This is a genomic window from Streptomyces sp. NPDC002499 (assembly GCF_053595415.1).
Genome location: NZ_JBSFXO010000008.1, coordinates 277,055 through 290,577 on the forward strand (window position 1 = coordinate 277,055; position 13,523 = coordinate 290,577).

The following is a 13,523-nucleotide window of genomic DNA, read 5'->3' on the forward strand; positions in this document are numbered from 1 at the left end:
TACCGCAACAAGAGGAGAGACTGTGCCCACTGTGCCCCCGGCCTCGACGGCTGCCGACGCGGTGGACGTGACCGCGCTCCTGGAGCGCGGCCGGACCCTGGCCACACCGGTACTGCGGGCGGCCATCGACCGCCTGGCCCCTCCCATGGACACCGTTTCCGCCTACCACTTCGGCTGGATCGACGCCGACGGCAACCCCGCGCACGGCGACGGCGGCAAGGCCGTACGTCCCGCCCTCGCGGTGCTGTCGGCCGAGGTCACCGGCGCCGCGCCCGAGGTCGGCATCCCCGGCGCGGTCGCCGTCGAGCTGGTCCACAACTTCTCGCTGCTGCACGACGACCTGATGGACGGCGACGAACAGCGCCGCCACCGTGACACCGTCTGGAAGGTGCACGGCCCCGCCCAGGCGATCCTGGTCGGCGACGCCCTGTTCGCCCTCGCCAACGAGGTGCTGCTGGAGCTCGGCACCGCCGAGGCCGGCCGCGCCGCCCGCCGCCTGACCACCGCCACCCGCGCCCTCATCGACGGACAGGCCCAGGACATCTCCTACGAGCACCGCGACCGCGTCAGCGTCGAGGAGTGCCTGGAGATGGAGGGCAACAAGACCGGCGCCCTGCTCGCCTGCGCCTCCTCGGTCGGCGCGGTGCTCGGCGGCGCGGACGACCGCACCGCCGACACGCTGGAGAAGTACGGTCACCACCTCGGCCTGGCCTTCCAGGCCGTGGACGACCTCCTCGGCATCTGGGGCGACCCGGTCTCGACCGGCAAGCAGGCCTGGAGCGACCTGCGCCAGCGCAAGAAGTCCCTGCCGGTCGTGGCCGCGCTCGCGGCGGGCGGTCCCGCCTCCGAGCGGCTCGGCGAGATGCTCGCCGCGGACGCCAAGAGCAGCGACTTCGAGAACTTCTCCGAGGAGGAGTTCGCGGCCCGCGCCGACCTCATCGAGAAGGCGGGCGGCCGCGAATGGACGGCCGAGGAAGCACGCCGTCAGCACACCACCGCCATCGAAGCCCTGGACGCCATCGACATGCCCGACCGGGTGCGGGCACAGTTCGCGGCGCTCGCCGACTTCGTCGTCGTACGAAAGAGATGATCACTATCGGTCGAATAACCCTCGCGTAGTCGCCGACCGGTGCCCTGGGCACCACCCGCGCACCGGCCGACGGCGGACCCATAGCAGCACGATTTGAACGACTGCACGAAGGGGAAGCCATGACAGCGACGACCGACGGAAGCACCGGGGCCCTGCCGCCCCGCGCTGCCGCGGCCCGCGAAACCGACAGCACGACCCCCGTGGCGGCGGGGGGACCGGACACCGCCGTACGGGCCGTACAACGCGCCACCGACTACCTGCTGTCGCGGCAGGACCCCCAGGGTTGGTGGAAGGGCGACCTGGAGACGAACGTCACCATGGACGCCGAGGACCTGCTCCTGCGTCAGTTCCTGGGGATCCGCGACGAGGAGACCACGCGCGCCGCGGGCCTGTTCATCCGCGGCGAGCAGCGCGAGGACGGCACGTGGGCCTCGTTCTACGGCGGCCCTGGCGAACTCTCCACCACCATCGAGGCGTACGTCGCCCTGCGGCTGGCCGGCGACGCGCCGGACGCCCCGCACATGGCGAAGGCCTCGGCGTGGATCCGCGGCCGGGGCGGCGTGGCCTCGGCCCGGGTCTTCACCAGGATCTGGCTCGCCCTGTTCGGCTGGTGGAAGTGGGAGGATCTGCCCGAACTCCCGCCGGAGCTCATCTTCTTCCCCAAGTGGGTCCCGCTCAACATCTACGACTTCGGGTGCTGGGCGCGGCAGACCATCGTCCCGCTCACCGTCGTCTCCGCGAAGCGGCCGGTACGGCCCGCGCCGTTCGCGCTCGACGAGCTGCACACCGATCCCGCCCGGCCGAATCCGCCCAAGCCCCTTGCTCCGGCGGTGAGTTGGGACGGTGCCTTCCAGCGGCTCGACAAGGCGCTGCACCAACTGCGCAAGGTCGCGCCGCGCCGGCTGCGCAGGGCGGCCATGAACTCCGCCGCCCGCTGGATCGTCGAGCGGCAGGAGAACGACGGCGCCTGGGGCGGCATCCAGCCGCCGGCCGTGTACTCCGTGATCGCGCTGTCCCTGCTCGGCTACGACCTCGAACACCCCGTCATGCGCGAGGGGTTGGCGTCCCTGGACCGGTTCGCCGTCTGGCGCGAGGACGGGGCCCGGATGATCGAGGCCTGCCAGTCGCCGGTGTGGGACACCTGCCTCGCCACCATCGCGCTGGTCGACGCGGGCGTGCCCGCCGACCATCCGCAACTCGTCAGAGCGGCGGACTGGATGCTCGGGGAGGAGATCGTCAGACCCGGCGACTGGGCCGTGAAGCGACCCCAACTGCCGCCGGGCGGCTGGGCGTTCGAGTTCCACAACGACAACTACCCCGACATCGACGACACCGCCGAGGTCGTCCTCGCCCTGCGCCGGGTCCGGCACCACGACCCGGAGCGGGTGGAGAAGGCGATCGGGCGGGGGGTGCGCTGGAACCTCGGGATGCAGTCGAAGAACGGGGGCTGGGGCGCCTTCGACGTCGACAACACCAGCCCGTTCCCCAACCGGCTGCCGTTCTGCGACTTCGGTGAGGTCATCGATCCGCCGTCGTCCGACGTGACGGCGCACGTGGTGGAGATGCTGGCCGTCGAGGGGCTCTCGCACGATCCGCGCACCCGGCGCGGCATCGAGTGGCTGCTCGCCGAACAGGAGCCGGACGGCTCGTGGTTCGGGCGCTGGGGCGTCAACTACATCTACGGCACCGGGTCCGTCGTACCCGCCCTCGCCGCCGCGGGCCTGCCCGGCTCGCACCCGGCGATCCGCCGGGCGGTGAGCTGGCTGGAGTCGGTCCAGAACGACGACGGCGGCTGGGGCGAGGACCTGCGCTCCTACGACGACGCGAAGAAGTGGAGCGGCCGCGGTGCCTCCACCCCCTCGCAGACGGCCTGGGCGCTGATGGCCCTGCTGGCGGCCGGGGAGCACGACTCCAAGGCCGTGGAGCGCGGGGTGGAGTGGCTCGCCGCCACTCAGTTGGAGGACGGCTCCTGGGACGAGCCCTACTTCACCGGGACCGGCTTCCCGGGGGACTTCTCCATCAACTACCACCTCTACCGGCAGGTGTTCCCGCTCACCGCCCTCGGCCGGTACGTGCACGGGGAGCCCTTCGCGAAGAAACCCTTCCCAGAGGTCGAGGGGGGCTGATGAGCACACCGTCCGCACCGGCCCCGCTGGTGATCGCCTGCGCTCTCGGCATCGAGAGCCTCGCCCTGCGCAGCCGCGACCACCGCGGGGCCGACGGGCCGGTCACCGTCCTGCGCACGGGCATGGGACCGGAGGCCGCCGAGGCCTCCACCACCCGGATGCTGGCCCAGCCGGAGCTCGCGGGGGCCGCCGTCCTCGCCACGGGCTTCTGCGCGGGGCTGGCACCGGGGATGCACCCCGGCGACCTGGTGGTCGCCGAGGAGACCTGGCACTCGCGCGGGAACGTCCCGTGCGTCGGAACCGATCTGCTGGTCAAGGAGCTCATGCGCGCCGTGCCCGGGCGCACGGTCCACACCGGACCGCTCACCGGCTCCGATCACGTCATCCGCGGTCACGAACGGTCGGAGTTGCTCGCGACCGGCGCAATCGCGGTCGACATGGAATCCGCGGCGACGCTCCTGAGCGCCGTCCGCACCGGTGAGCGCCCCGTTGCGGCCGTACGGGTGGTCGTGGACGCTCCTGAACATGAACTCGTCCGGATCGGCACGGTGCGCGGTGGAATATCAGCTTTCCGCGTCCTTCGTTCCGTACTTCCAGCTTTCTTCGAATGGCACCGTTCTTTGCTGCTCCCCAGGAGGTGAGCCAGATGGCCATGCCGCTGCGTCAGTCCATCAAGGTCGCTACATACTTGGCCGAACAGAAGCTCCGTAAGCGGGACAAGTTCCCGTTGATCGTGGAGCTCGAACCTCTCTTCGCGTGCAACCTGAAGTGCGAGGGCTGCGGCAAGATCCAGCACCCGGCCGGAGTGCTCAAGCAGCGCATGCCGGTCGCCCAGGCCGTCGGGGCGGTGCTGGAGTCCGGTGCGCCGATGGTGTCCATCGCGGGCGGTGAGCCCCTGATGCACCCTCAGATCGACGAGATCGTGCGGCAGTTGGTGGCGAAGAAGAAGTACGTCTTCCTCTGCACCAACGCCATGCTGCTGCGCAAGAAGATGGACAAGTTCACGCCCTCGCCCTACTTCGCGTTCGCCGTGCACATCGACGGCCTGCGCGAGCGCCACGACGAGTCGGTGGCGAAGGAGGGTGTGTTCGACGAGGCGGTGGAGGCGATCAAGGAGGCCAAGAAGCGCGGCTTCCGGGTCACCACCAACTCGACCTTCTTCAACACCGACACCCCGCAGACCATCATCGAGGTGCTCAACTTCCTCAACGACGACCTCAAGGTCGACGAGATGATGATCTCGCCCGCGTACGCCTACGAGAAGGCGCCCGACCAGGAGCACTTCCTGGGCGTGGAGCAGACCCGTGAGCTGTTCAAGAAGGCCTTCTCGGGCGGCAACCGCAAGAAGTGGCGGCTCAACCACTCCCCGCTCTTCCTGGACTTCCTGGAGGGCAAGGTCGACTTCCCGTGCACCGCGTGGGCGATCCCGAACTACTCGCTCTTCGGCTGGCAGCGTCCCTGCTACCTGATGAGCGACGGGTACGTGCCCACGTACCGCGAGCTCATCGAGGAGACCGACTGGGACAAGTACGGCCGCGGCAAGGACCCGCGCTGCGCCAACTGCATGGCGCACTGCGGCTACGAGCCCACCGCCGTCCTCGCCACCATGGGCTCCCTGAAGGAGTCGCTGCGCGCCATGCGCGAGACGGTCTCCGGAAACCGGGAGTAGCACGATGACCGCCATCTCCTTGGGAGTCCCCGAGGTACCGGCCCGGCCGATCGCCGAGCGGCGCGTGTCGCGGCAGATCCATGTCGGGCCGGTGGCGGTCGGGGGCGGCGCCCCGGTGTCGGTGCAGTCGATGACGACGACCCGCACCTCCGACATCGGCGCCACCCTCCAGCAGATCGCCGAACTCACCGCGTCCGGCTGCCAGATCGTGCGTGTCGCCTGTCCCACGCAGGACGACGCGGACGCGCTGGCGACCATCGCCCGCAAGTCGCAGATCCCGGTGATCGCGGACATCCACTTCCAGCCGAAGTACGTGTTCGCGGCGATCGAGGCCGGCTGCGCGGCCGTTCGCGTCAACCCTGGCAACATCAAGCAGTTCGACGACAAGGTGAAGGAGATCGCGCGGGCCGCGAAGGAGCACGGCACGCCGATCCGGATCGGCGTCAACGCCGGGTCGCTCGACAAGCGGCTGCTGCAGAAGTACGGCAAGGCGACGCCGGAGGCGCTCGTGGAGAGCGCGCTGTGGGAGGCGTCGCTCTTCGAGGAGCACGGCTTCCGGGACATCAAGATCTCGGTCAAGCACAACGACCCGGTCGTGATGATCGAGGCCTACCGGCAGCTCGCCACGCAGAGCGACTACCCGCTGCATCTCGGCGTGACGGAGGCGGGCCCCTCCTTCCAGGGCACGATCAAGTCGGCCGTCGCCTTCGGCGCGCTGCTCAGCCAGGGCATCGGCGACACCATCAGGGTGTCGCTGTCGGCGCCGCCCGCCGAGGAGGTCAAGGTCGGCCTCCAGATCCTGGAGTCGCTCAACCTCAAGCAGCGGCGGCTGGAGATCGTCTCCTGCCCGTCCTGCGGGCGCGCCCAGGTCGACGTCTACAAGCTGGCCGACCAGGTCACGGCCGGCCTGGAGGGCATGGAAGTCCCGTTGCGGGTCGCCGTCATGGGGTGCGTGGTCAACGGACCCGGTGAGGCACGCGAGGCGGACCTGGGGGTCGCCTCCGGCAACGGCAAGGGGCAGATCTTCGTCAAGGGCGAGGTCATCAAGACCGTGCCCGAGTCGAAGATCGTGGAGACCCTCATCGAGGAAGCGATGAAGATCGCCGAACAGATGGAGCAGGACGGCGTCGCGTCGGGGGAGCCGGCCGTCACCGTGAGCTGAAAAGCACGGACCGAAGGGGGCCCGAGCGTGACGATTCTGGAGAGCATCCGGGGACCACGCGACCTTAAGGCGCTGTCCGAGGCGGAACTCGGTGAACTGTCCGAAGAGATCAGGGAGTTCCTGGTGCACGCGGTGGCCAGGACCGGAGGTCACCTCGGGCCCAATCTGGGGGTGGTGGAACTCTCCATCGCCCTCCACCGGGTCTTCGAGTCGCCGGTGGACCGCATCGTGTGGGACACCGGTCACCAGAGCTATGTGCACAAGCTGCTGACAGGCCGTCAGGACTTCTCGAAGCTGCGCGGCAAGGGGGGCCTGTCCGGCTACCCCTCGCGCGAGGAGTCCGAGCACGACATCGTCGAGAACAGCCACGCGTCCACCGCGCTCGGCTGGGCCGACGGGCTCGCCAAGGCCCGTCAGGTGCAGGGCGAGAAGGGCCACGTCGTCGCGGTGATCGGCGACGGCGCGCTCACCGGCGGGATGGCGTGGGAGGCGCTGAACAACATCGCGGCCGCCAAGGACCGGCCACTGATCATCGTCGTCAACGACAACGAGCGCTCCTACGCGCCCACCATCGGCGGCCTCGCCAACCACCTGGCCACCCTGCGCACCACCGACAGCTACGAGAAGGTGCTCGCCTGGGGCAAGGACGTCCTCCTGCGCACCCCTGTCGTCGGCAATACCCTCTACGAGTCGCTGCACGGCGCGAAGAAGGGCTTCAAGGACGCGTTCGCGCCGCAGGGGATGTTCGAGGACCTGGGCCTGAAGTACGTCGGTCCGATCGATGGGCACGACCTCGGGGCCGTCGAGTCGGCGCTGCGCCGGGCGAAACGGTTCCACGGGCCGGTGCTCGTGCACTGCCTCACGGAGAAGGGGCGTGGCTACGAACCCGCCCTCGCCCACGAGGAGGACCACTTCCACACCGTCGGCGTGATGGACCCGCTCACCTGCGAGCCGCTCACGCCCTCCAACGGGCCTTCCTGGACCTCGGTGTTCGGCGACGAGATCCTCGCGATCGGCGAGGAGCGGGACGACGTCGTGGCGATCACCGCGGCCATGCTGCACCCGGTGGGGCTCGGCAAGTTCGCCGCGCGCTTCCCGGACCGGGTGTGGGACGTCGGCATCGCGGAGCAGCACGCGGCGGTGTCCGCGGCCGGCCTGGCGACGGGCGGGCTCAATCCGGTCGTCGCCGTCTACGCCACCTTCCTCAACCGTGCCTTCGACCAGCTCCTGATGGACGTGGCCCTGCACCGCTGCGGGGTCACCTTCGTCCTGGACCGGGCCGGCGTCACGGGCGTCGACGGCGCCTCGCACAACGGCATGTGGGACATGTCGATCCTCCAGGTCGTGCCCGGCCTCAGAATCGCCGCCCCGCGCGACGCCGACCAACTCCGCGCCCAACTGCGCGAGGCCGTCGCCGTGGACGACGCGCCGACACTGATCCGCTTCCCCAAGGAGTCGGTGGGACCGCAGATCCCGGCGGTGGACCGGATCGGCGGCATCGACGTCCTGCACCGGGGCGAGCGGCCGGACGTGCTGCTGGTGGCCGTCGGCGTGATGGCGCCCGTCTGCCTCCAGGCGGCCGAACTGCTGTCGGCCCGTGGCATCAACTGCACGGTCGTGGACCCCCGTTGGGTCAAACCCGTCGACCCGGCGCTCCCCGGCCTCGCCGCCGAACACCGACTGGTGGCCGTCGTCGAGGACAACAGCCGGGCCTCCGGCGTCGGCGCGGCGGTGGCGCTGGCGCTGGGCGACGCCGAAGTCGACGTACCCGTACGGCGGTTCGGCATCCCGGAGCAGTTCCTCGCGCACGCCAAGCGCGGTGAGGTGCTGGCCGACATCGGCCTCACGCCGGTCGAGGTGGCGGGACGGATCGGCGCGAGCCTGGCCGCCAAGGAGCAGCTGGACGGCCCAGTCAAGGAGAAAGCTGAATGACCAAGGAGTTCGACCTCGCCGCGCTGCTGGCCGAGCGCGGAGCCGAGCGCTACGAGCTGCACGGCAAGTACCTGAACCACCAACTGCCGCGCATGCTGCACACGATCGGCTTCGACAAGGTCTACGAGCGCGGCGAGGGCGCCTACTTCTGGGACGCGGACGGCAACGACTACCTGGACATGCTGGCCGGGTTCGGGGTGATGGGCCTGGGACGCCATCACCCCGTCGTCCGCAAGGCGCTGCACGACGTCCTCGACGCCGACCTCGCCGACCTCACCCGCTTCGACTGCCAGCCGCTGCCCGGGCTGCTGGCCGAGAAGCTGCTGTCCTACAGCCCGCACCTGGACCGCGTGTTCTTCGGCAACAGCGGCACGGAGGCCGTCGAGACCGCGCTGAAGTTCGCCCGGTACGCCACCGGGAAGCCCAGGGTCCTGTACTGCGACCACGCCTTCCACGGCCTGACCACCGGCTCCCTGTCCGTCAACGGCGAGGACGGCTTCCGGGACGGCTTCGCCCCGCTGCTGCCCGACACGGCGGTGCCGCTCGGTGATCTCGACGCCCTGGCGCGGGAGTTGAAGAAGGGCGACGTCGCCGCGCTGGTCGTCGAGCCGATCCAGGGCAAGGGCGTGCACGAGGCCCCGCCCGGCTATCTGCGGGCCGCCCAGGAGCTGTTGCGTCAGCACAAGGCGCTGCTCATCGCCGACGAGGTGCAGACCGGCCTCGGCCGCACCGGCGACTTCTACGCCTACCAGCACGAGGAGGGCGTCGAGCCGGACCTGGTGTGCGTGGCCAAGGCCCTCTCGGGCGGCTATGTGCCCGTCGGGGCCACCCTCGGCAAGGACTGGATCTTCAAGAAGGTCTACTCGTCGATGGACCGCGTGCTCGTCCACTCGGCGAGCTTCGGGTCCAACGCGCAGGCCATGGCGGCGGGCCTCGCCGTGCTGTCCGTCATGGAGAACGAGCAGATCGTCGCCAACGCCCGGGTGACCGGGGACCTGTTGAGGACGCGGCTCGCGGCGCTGATCGACAAGTACGAGCTGCTCGCCGACGTGCGCGGCCGGGGCCTGATGATCGGCATCGAGTTCGGCCGGCCCAAGTCGCTGAAGCTGCGCGGCCGTTGGACGATGTTGCAGGCCGCGCGCAAGGGTCTGTTCGCGCAGATGGTCGTCGTACCGCTCCTGCAACGGCACCGGATCCTCACCCAGGTCTCCGGCGACCACCTGGAGGTGATCAAGCTGATCCCGCCACTGGTCGTCGGTGAGCGGGAGGTGGACCGGTTCGTGGACGCGTTCACGGCCGTGATGGACGACGCGCACAGCGGTGGCGGGCTGATGTGGGACTTCAGCAAGACGCTGGTGAAGCAGGCGGTCGCCAACCGCTAGCGGGCGTCGCACGCGGCGGGGCTGCGGGTTTTGTCTCTGAGGCAAGAAATTTGCCCCAGAGACAAGCCTGCGGCTGAATGGAGAGCATGAGCTCTCCCGAGACGGAGCCGGCGGACGGGCCGGAGGAGATCCTGCCCGTCGTCGCTCCACAGCTGCGCGCCCTGCGCCGCCGTGCCTCCCTCACGCTGGAGGCGGCGGCCCGCACCGCCGGGCTGTCGCCGGCCCACCTCTCCCGACTGGAGACCGGGCAACGCCAGCCTTCGCTGCCGATGCTGCTCGCCCTCGCCCGTATCTACGGTACGACGGTCTCGGAGCTGCTCGGCGAGACGGTCGCCGACCGGGACTCCGTCGTGCGCGCCGCCGACATGGAACCGACCGCGGCCGGCGGCTGGACCTACTGGCCGGCCGGGGCGCCCGGCCGCGGTATGCAGGCCCTGCGCGTCCATGTGCCGCACGGCTCGCAGGGCGACATCGTGCGCGTGCATCCCGGCGAGGAGTGGCTCTATGTCCTCAAGGGCCGGCTGCGGCTGCGCCTCGGGGACACCGCGCACCGCCTCGCCCCCGGCGACAGCGCGCACTTCGACTCCCTCACCCCGCACCGGATCGCGGCCCAGGACCCCGACGGGGTCGAGCTGCTGTTCGTCCACACCCTGCTGCAGAGCCCCACGGCCACGCTGTGCCTGGGCCCCATCACCGGAGAGACGCCATGAGAGACATGGAAGACAAGATCCCGCGCGCGTTGTGGGTGCGGCTCCTCATCTACATCGCCGCCGGGCACGTGTTCGCGGCGTTCCTGTTCCTGCTGTTCGAGGTCGGCGCGGGCGCCAAGTAGTGCCGGCCGTCGGCCGGTTGGCCGCCGTGGTCAGTCGAGCAGGCGCTCGCGCAGCCGCTCCCGGATCTCCGGGGTGACGCCCAGACCCTGCTCCAGGTAGGTGTCGACGTCGCCCCACGTCTCCTCGATGGTGTCGAAGGCCGCCGTCAGATACTCGGCGCGTGCCTCGAAGAGGGGGCTGAGCAGCTCCATGACCTCGGGGGAGTACGCGGACTCGGCACCGCTGCTGCGGCGCACCTTGTAGCGGCGGTGCTTCGCGTTCGACTCCAGGTAGTCGGCGATGATCGCCTCGCGCTCGACGCCCAGGGCGAGCAGCGTCACGGCTATGGAGAGACCCGCGCGGTCCTTGCCCGCCGCGCAGTGCATCAGCGCGGGCGCGCTGTCCTCGGCGAGCGCGTGCAGTACGCGTGCGTGCTCGGCGGTGCGGCCCTTGATGATCGTGCGGTAGGAGCTGATCATCCGGTTCGCGGCCTTGCCGTCGCCGAGGATCTCGCGCAGCTGCTCGATCTCGCCGTCCCGGACCATCGTCCAGAAGTCGGCGCCGTGGGCCGGGTCGGTGAGCGGGAGGTTCACGTTCAGCACACCCGGCAGCTCGACGTCCGGGCCCTCCAGCTTCTGGTCGGCCGCGTTGCGGAAGTCGAAGATCGTGTGCAGCCCCAGGGACGAGAGGAACACCGCGTCCTCCGCGGTCGCGTGCGCCAAGTGCCCGCTGCGGAACAGCACTCCCTGCCGCACCCGCCGTCCGTCCACCGTCGGCAGCCCGCCCACATCGCGGAAATTGCGGACTCCGGTCAGCTCGGGCTCGGTCGACGGGATCTGCTGCGTCACGGGGGCTCCTCCCAGTCCACCCGGCCGGCGCGGCTCGGCATGATGGCCGACGGGGTGCGTCTTCGACGATACGACACGGGTTCCGGGGGCAATGAGTTGTCCACAGGCGTTGCCTCGGGCGGCACGACCATTGATGATGTTGGTCCTTGGTCGCGTCTGTTGGGAAGTGTGGGAGCTTGATGCTGGAGATCGCCGACAACGGTCGTACGTGGCTCCTTTCGGGGCCGCTGAGCAGTTACGCCGTCCATCTCACCGAGGACGACGTCCTGCTGCATCTGCACTGGGGCCCCCGGATCGAGCTCGCCGACGCCGAGGCGCTGGCCGCGCTTCCGCAGCCCGAGTACCGGGGCTTCGAGTCGCAGCTCGACGGGCGCGAGGAGTACCCCGTCGAGGGCGGCCCGCGCTTCGTCCGGCCCGCCCTGTCCGTGCGCACCGAGGAGCGGCGCGGCACGGAGTGGCGGTTCGAGGCGTACGAGTCCGAAGAGGGCGAGGACGGCGAACTGCGGCTGCGCTTCCGGGACGACGGGCTCGCCATCACCCTGCACTACCGGATGCGGCACGACGTCGTGGAGCGCTGGGTGACCCTCGACAACGAGGGGCCGGTCGTGGAGCTTCTGCGTGCAGACTCGGCGACCTGGACGCTGCCCGACCGCGAGGGCTGGCGGCTGTCGCACCTGCACGGCCGGTGGGCGGCGGAGTCGCAGCTGACCTCGGCACCGCTCACCTACGGCGAGAAGGTCATCGGCAGCCGCCGCGGCCACACCAGCCACCAGCACCTGCCCTGGGTCGCCCTGGACACCGACGCGACCGAGGAGCGCGGCGAGGTGTACGGCTGCGCGCTCGGGTGGTCGGGCTCCTGGCGGATCGCGGTGGCGCAACTCCCCGACGCGCGCGTGCAGATCAACGGTGGCGTCGGGTACGACGAGTCCGGGCTGCTGCGCCTTGCGGCGGGGGAGTCCTTCACCACCCCCGTCTTCGCCGGTCTGTGGAGCGAGGGCGGCTTCGGCGGCGCGAGCCGTGCCTGGCACGCCTACCAGCGGACGTACGTCATCCCGGACGCGGACCGGGACCGGCCCGTGCTGTTCAACTCCTGGGAGGCCACCGAGTTCGACATCTCCGAGGAGCAGCAGGGCGCCCTCGCCCGGCAGGCCGCGGCGATCGGTGTCGAGCTGTTCGTGGTCGACGACGGCTGGTTCGGCAAGCGCGTCAACGACCGGGCCGGACTCGGCGACTGGACGCCCAACCCCGACCGCTTCCCCGGGGGCCTGAAGCCGCTCGCCGACGAGGTGCACGCGCTCGGCATGCAGTTCGGCATCTGGGTCGAGCCCGAGATGGTCAACGCGGACAGCGACCTGTACCGCGCGCACCCCGACTGGGTGCAGTTCCAACCGGGACGAAAGCGGACGGAGTTCCGCAATCAGCTCGTACTCAACCTGGCCCGGCCGGACGTCCAGGAGTACCTCTGGGAGAAGCTCGACGCCATCCTCTCCAGCGCCCCGATCGACTACGTGAAGTGGGACTTCAACCGCTGCTTCACCGACGCCGGCTGGCCCGGCGACGCGTACCCGCAGCGGCTGTGGATCGACCATGTGCACGCGCTGTACGCCCTGTTGGACCGGCTGCGGGCGGCGCATCCCGGAGTCTCCTTCGAGTCCTGCTCGGGCGGCGGCGGCCGGATCGACCTCGGGATCATCAGCCGCACGGACGAGGTGTGGACCTCCGACAACACCGACCCGCTCGACCGGCTCGCCATCCAGCACGGCTTCACCCAGATCCACCCCGCGCGCGTGATGGCCGCCTGGGTCACCGACAGCCCCAACACCCAGCTCAACGACCGCGTCAGCTCGCTGCGCTTCCGGTTCGTGAGCTCCATGGCGGGCGTGCTGGGCGTCGGCGGCGACCTCACCAAGTGGACCGAGGAGGAACTGGCCGAGGCGGGCGACTGGGTCGCCCTGTACAAGGAGATCCGGCACCTCGTGCAGCAGGGTGACCTCTACCGGCTGCGGGCCCCGCAGGGCGGGCTCAGTGCCGTCCAGTACGTGCTCGGGGACGAGGCCGTGGTCCTCGCCTGGCTCCAGGCGCAGAGCTACGGCGAGCCCGTGCCGGCGCTGCGGCTGCGCGGGCTGGACCCGACAGCGTCGTACGAATGCCTCGAAACGGGCGAAGTTCACAGGGGTGCCGTACTGCTGCATCACGGACTTCGGACCGGACTGCGCGGCGACTTCGATGCGACGGTTCTTCGGCTCCGTCGCATCTGACTCTTCTGTCCGAATTGGCGCCTTGGTTCGCCTTCGTTCCAACTCGCTCTGGAATAAGGCGGACTGGGGTGGCGTCACGTGAGGAGCGTCATATCCGTGACCGTGCGTGGTTCTGCATGTCCACGTAATGCACGTGCTTTTCAAGGGTGTTTGTGCCTGGTGGCGGGTCCTTAATTCACGCAGGGTGACCGTGAATTCTCGCAAGGGATCAAGAGAAACGTATTCACAGGGAACCTCTACTTGT

At 69.9% G+C, this 13,523-nt stretch carries 11 protein-coding genes; 10 read left to right on the top strand and 1 reads right to left on the bottom strand.

Features of this window, described 5'->3' with window-relative positions:
* Nucleotides 1-22 precede the first annotated feature (22 nt).
* The 9 genes from ACWD5F_RS24095 (at nucleotide 23) to ACWD5F_RS24135 (ending at nucleotide 10,193) form a co-directional block, all read left to right on the top strand.
* Complete coding sequence (locus tag ACWD5F_RS24095) at nucleotides 23-1,090, top strand: polyprenyl synthetase family protein (protein WP_401712201.1); 1,068 nt, start codon at nucleotides 23-25, stop codon at nucleotides 1,088-1,090.
* Between the two features lie 119 nt (nucleotides 1,091-1,209).
* Nucleotides 1,210-3,216: a squalene--hopene cyclase gene (shc, locus tag ACWD5F_RS24100; RefSeq protein ID WP_451257167.1), complete on the top strand. Its 2,007-nt coding sequence runs from the start codon at nucleotides 1,210-1,212 to the stop codon at nucleotides 3,214-3,216.
* Nucleotides 3,216-3,857 (top strand): phosphorylase family protein, encoded by a 642-nt coding sequence (locus ACWD5F_RS24105; protein ID WP_401712195.1) that lies wholly within the window; start codon nucleotides 3,216-3,218, stop codon nucleotides 3,855-3,857. Before shc ends, ACWD5F_RS24105 begins: the two co-directional genes overlap by 1 nt.
* Nucleotides 3,858-3,862: 5 nt before the next feature.
* Nucleotides 3,863-4,885: an adenosyl-hopene transferase HpnH gene (gene hpnH, locus ACWD5F_RS24110; RefSeq protein ID WP_450355063.1), complete on the top strand. Its 1,023-nt coding sequence runs from the start codon at nucleotides 3,863-3,865 to the stop codon at nucleotides 4,883-4,885.
* A 4-nt stretch (nucleotides 4,886-4,889) separates the two neighbouring features.
* Nucleotides 4,890-6,047: a flavodoxin-dependent (E)-4-hydroxy-3-methylbut-2-enyl-diphosphate synthase gene (gene ispG / locus ACWD5F_RS24115; RefSeq protein ID WP_451257170.1), complete on the top strand. Its 1,158-nt coding sequence runs from the start codon at nucleotides 4,890-4,892 to the stop codon at nucleotides 6,045-6,047.
* Nucleotides 6,048-6,074: 27 nt separating this feature from the next.
* Nucleotides 6,075-7,979, top strand: a complete 1,905-nt coding sequence (gene dxs / locus ACWD5F_RS24120) for a 1-deoxy-D-xylulose-5-phosphate synthase (protein ID WP_451257172.1) — start codon at nucleotides 6,075-6,077, stop codon at nucleotides 7,977-7,979.
* Nucleotides 7,976-9,361: an aspartate aminotransferase family protein gene (locus tag ACWD5F_RS24125; protein WP_451257174.1), complete on the top strand. Its 1,386-nt coding sequence runs from the start codon at nucleotides 7,976-7,978 to the stop codon at nucleotides 9,359-9,361. The genes dxs and ACWD5F_RS24125 overlap by 4 nt, the downstream gene beginning before the upstream one ends.
* Before the next feature lie 86 nt (nucleotides 9,362-9,447).
* Nucleotides 9,448-10,071, top strand: coding sequence for a helix-turn-helix domain-containing protein (locus ACWD5F_RS24130; protein ID WP_451257176.1), 624 nt, complete (start codon nucleotides 9,448-9,450; stop codon nucleotides 10,069-10,071).
* Complete coding sequence (locus ACWD5F_RS24135; protein WP_124002036.1) at nucleotides 10,068-10,193, top strand: DUF6126 family protein; 126 nt, start codon at nucleotides 10,068-10,070, stop codon at nucleotides 10,191-10,193. The genes ACWD5F_RS24130 and ACWD5F_RS24135 overlap by 4 nt, the downstream gene beginning before the upstream one ends.
* Nucleotides 10,194-10,223: 30 nt before the next feature.
* On the opposite strand, the gene ACWD5F_RS24140 is transcribed toward ACWD5F_RS24135, so the two are convergent.
* The gene (locus ACWD5F_RS24140; protein WP_451257178.1) at nucleotides 10,224-11,021 is read right to left on the bottom strand and encodes a tyrosine-protein phosphatase; all 798 of its coding nucleotides are present in this window, start codon (nucleotides 11,019-11,021) and stop codon (nucleotides 10,224-10,226) included.
* Nucleotides 11,022-11,200: 179 nt separating this feature from the next.
* Here ACWD5F_RS24140 and ACWD5F_RS24145 point away from each other — a divergent pair, with 179 nt between their 5' ends.
* Nucleotides 11,201-13,279 carry an alpha-galactosidase gene (locus ACWD5F_RS24145; RefSeq protein ID WP_451257180.1) on the top strand — a complete coding sequence of 693 codons (2,079 nt, stop codon included), beginning with the start codon at nucleotides 11,201-11,203 and terminating at the stop codon, nucleotides 13,277-13,279.
* Nucleotides 13,280-13,523 lie beyond the last annotated feature (244 nt).

What these genes read in the sequence shown, in the direction of transcription:
- ispG (WP_451257170.1), top strand. Translation starts at nt 4,890, where the DNA reads ATGACCGCCATCTCCTTGGGAGTCCCCGAGGTACCGGCCCGGCCGATC.
- ACWD5F_RS24130 (WP_451257176.1), top strand. Translation starts at nt 9,448, where the DNA reads ATGAGCTCTCCCGAGACGGAGCCGGCGGACGGGCCGGAGGAGATCCTG.
- hpnH (WP_450355063.1), top strand. Translation starts at nt 3,863, where the DNA reads ATGGCCATGCCGCTGCGTCAGTCCATCAAGGTCGCTACATACTTGGCC.
- shc (WP_451257167.1), top strand. Translation starts at nt 1,210, where the DNA reads ATGACAGCGACGACCGACGGAAGCACCGGGGCCCTGCCGCCCCGCGCT.
- ACWD5F_RS24135 (WP_124002036.1), top strand. Translation starts at nt 10,068, where the DNA reads ATGAGAGACATGGAAGACAAGATCCCGCGCGCGTTGTGGGTGCGGCTC.
- ACWD5F_RS24145 (WP_451257180.1), top strand. Translation starts at nt 11,201, where the DNA reads ATGCTGGAGATCGCCGACAACGGTCGTACGTGGCTCCTTTCGGGGCCG.
- ACWD5F_RS24125 (WP_451257174.1), top strand. Translation starts at nt 7,976, where the DNA reads ATGACCAAGGAGTTCGACCTCGCCGCGCTGCTGGCCGAGCGCGGAGCC.
- ACWD5F_RS24105 (WP_401712195.1), top strand. Translation starts at nt 3,216, where the DNA reads ATGAGCACACCGTCCGCACCGGCCCCGCTGGTGATCGCCTGCGCTCTC.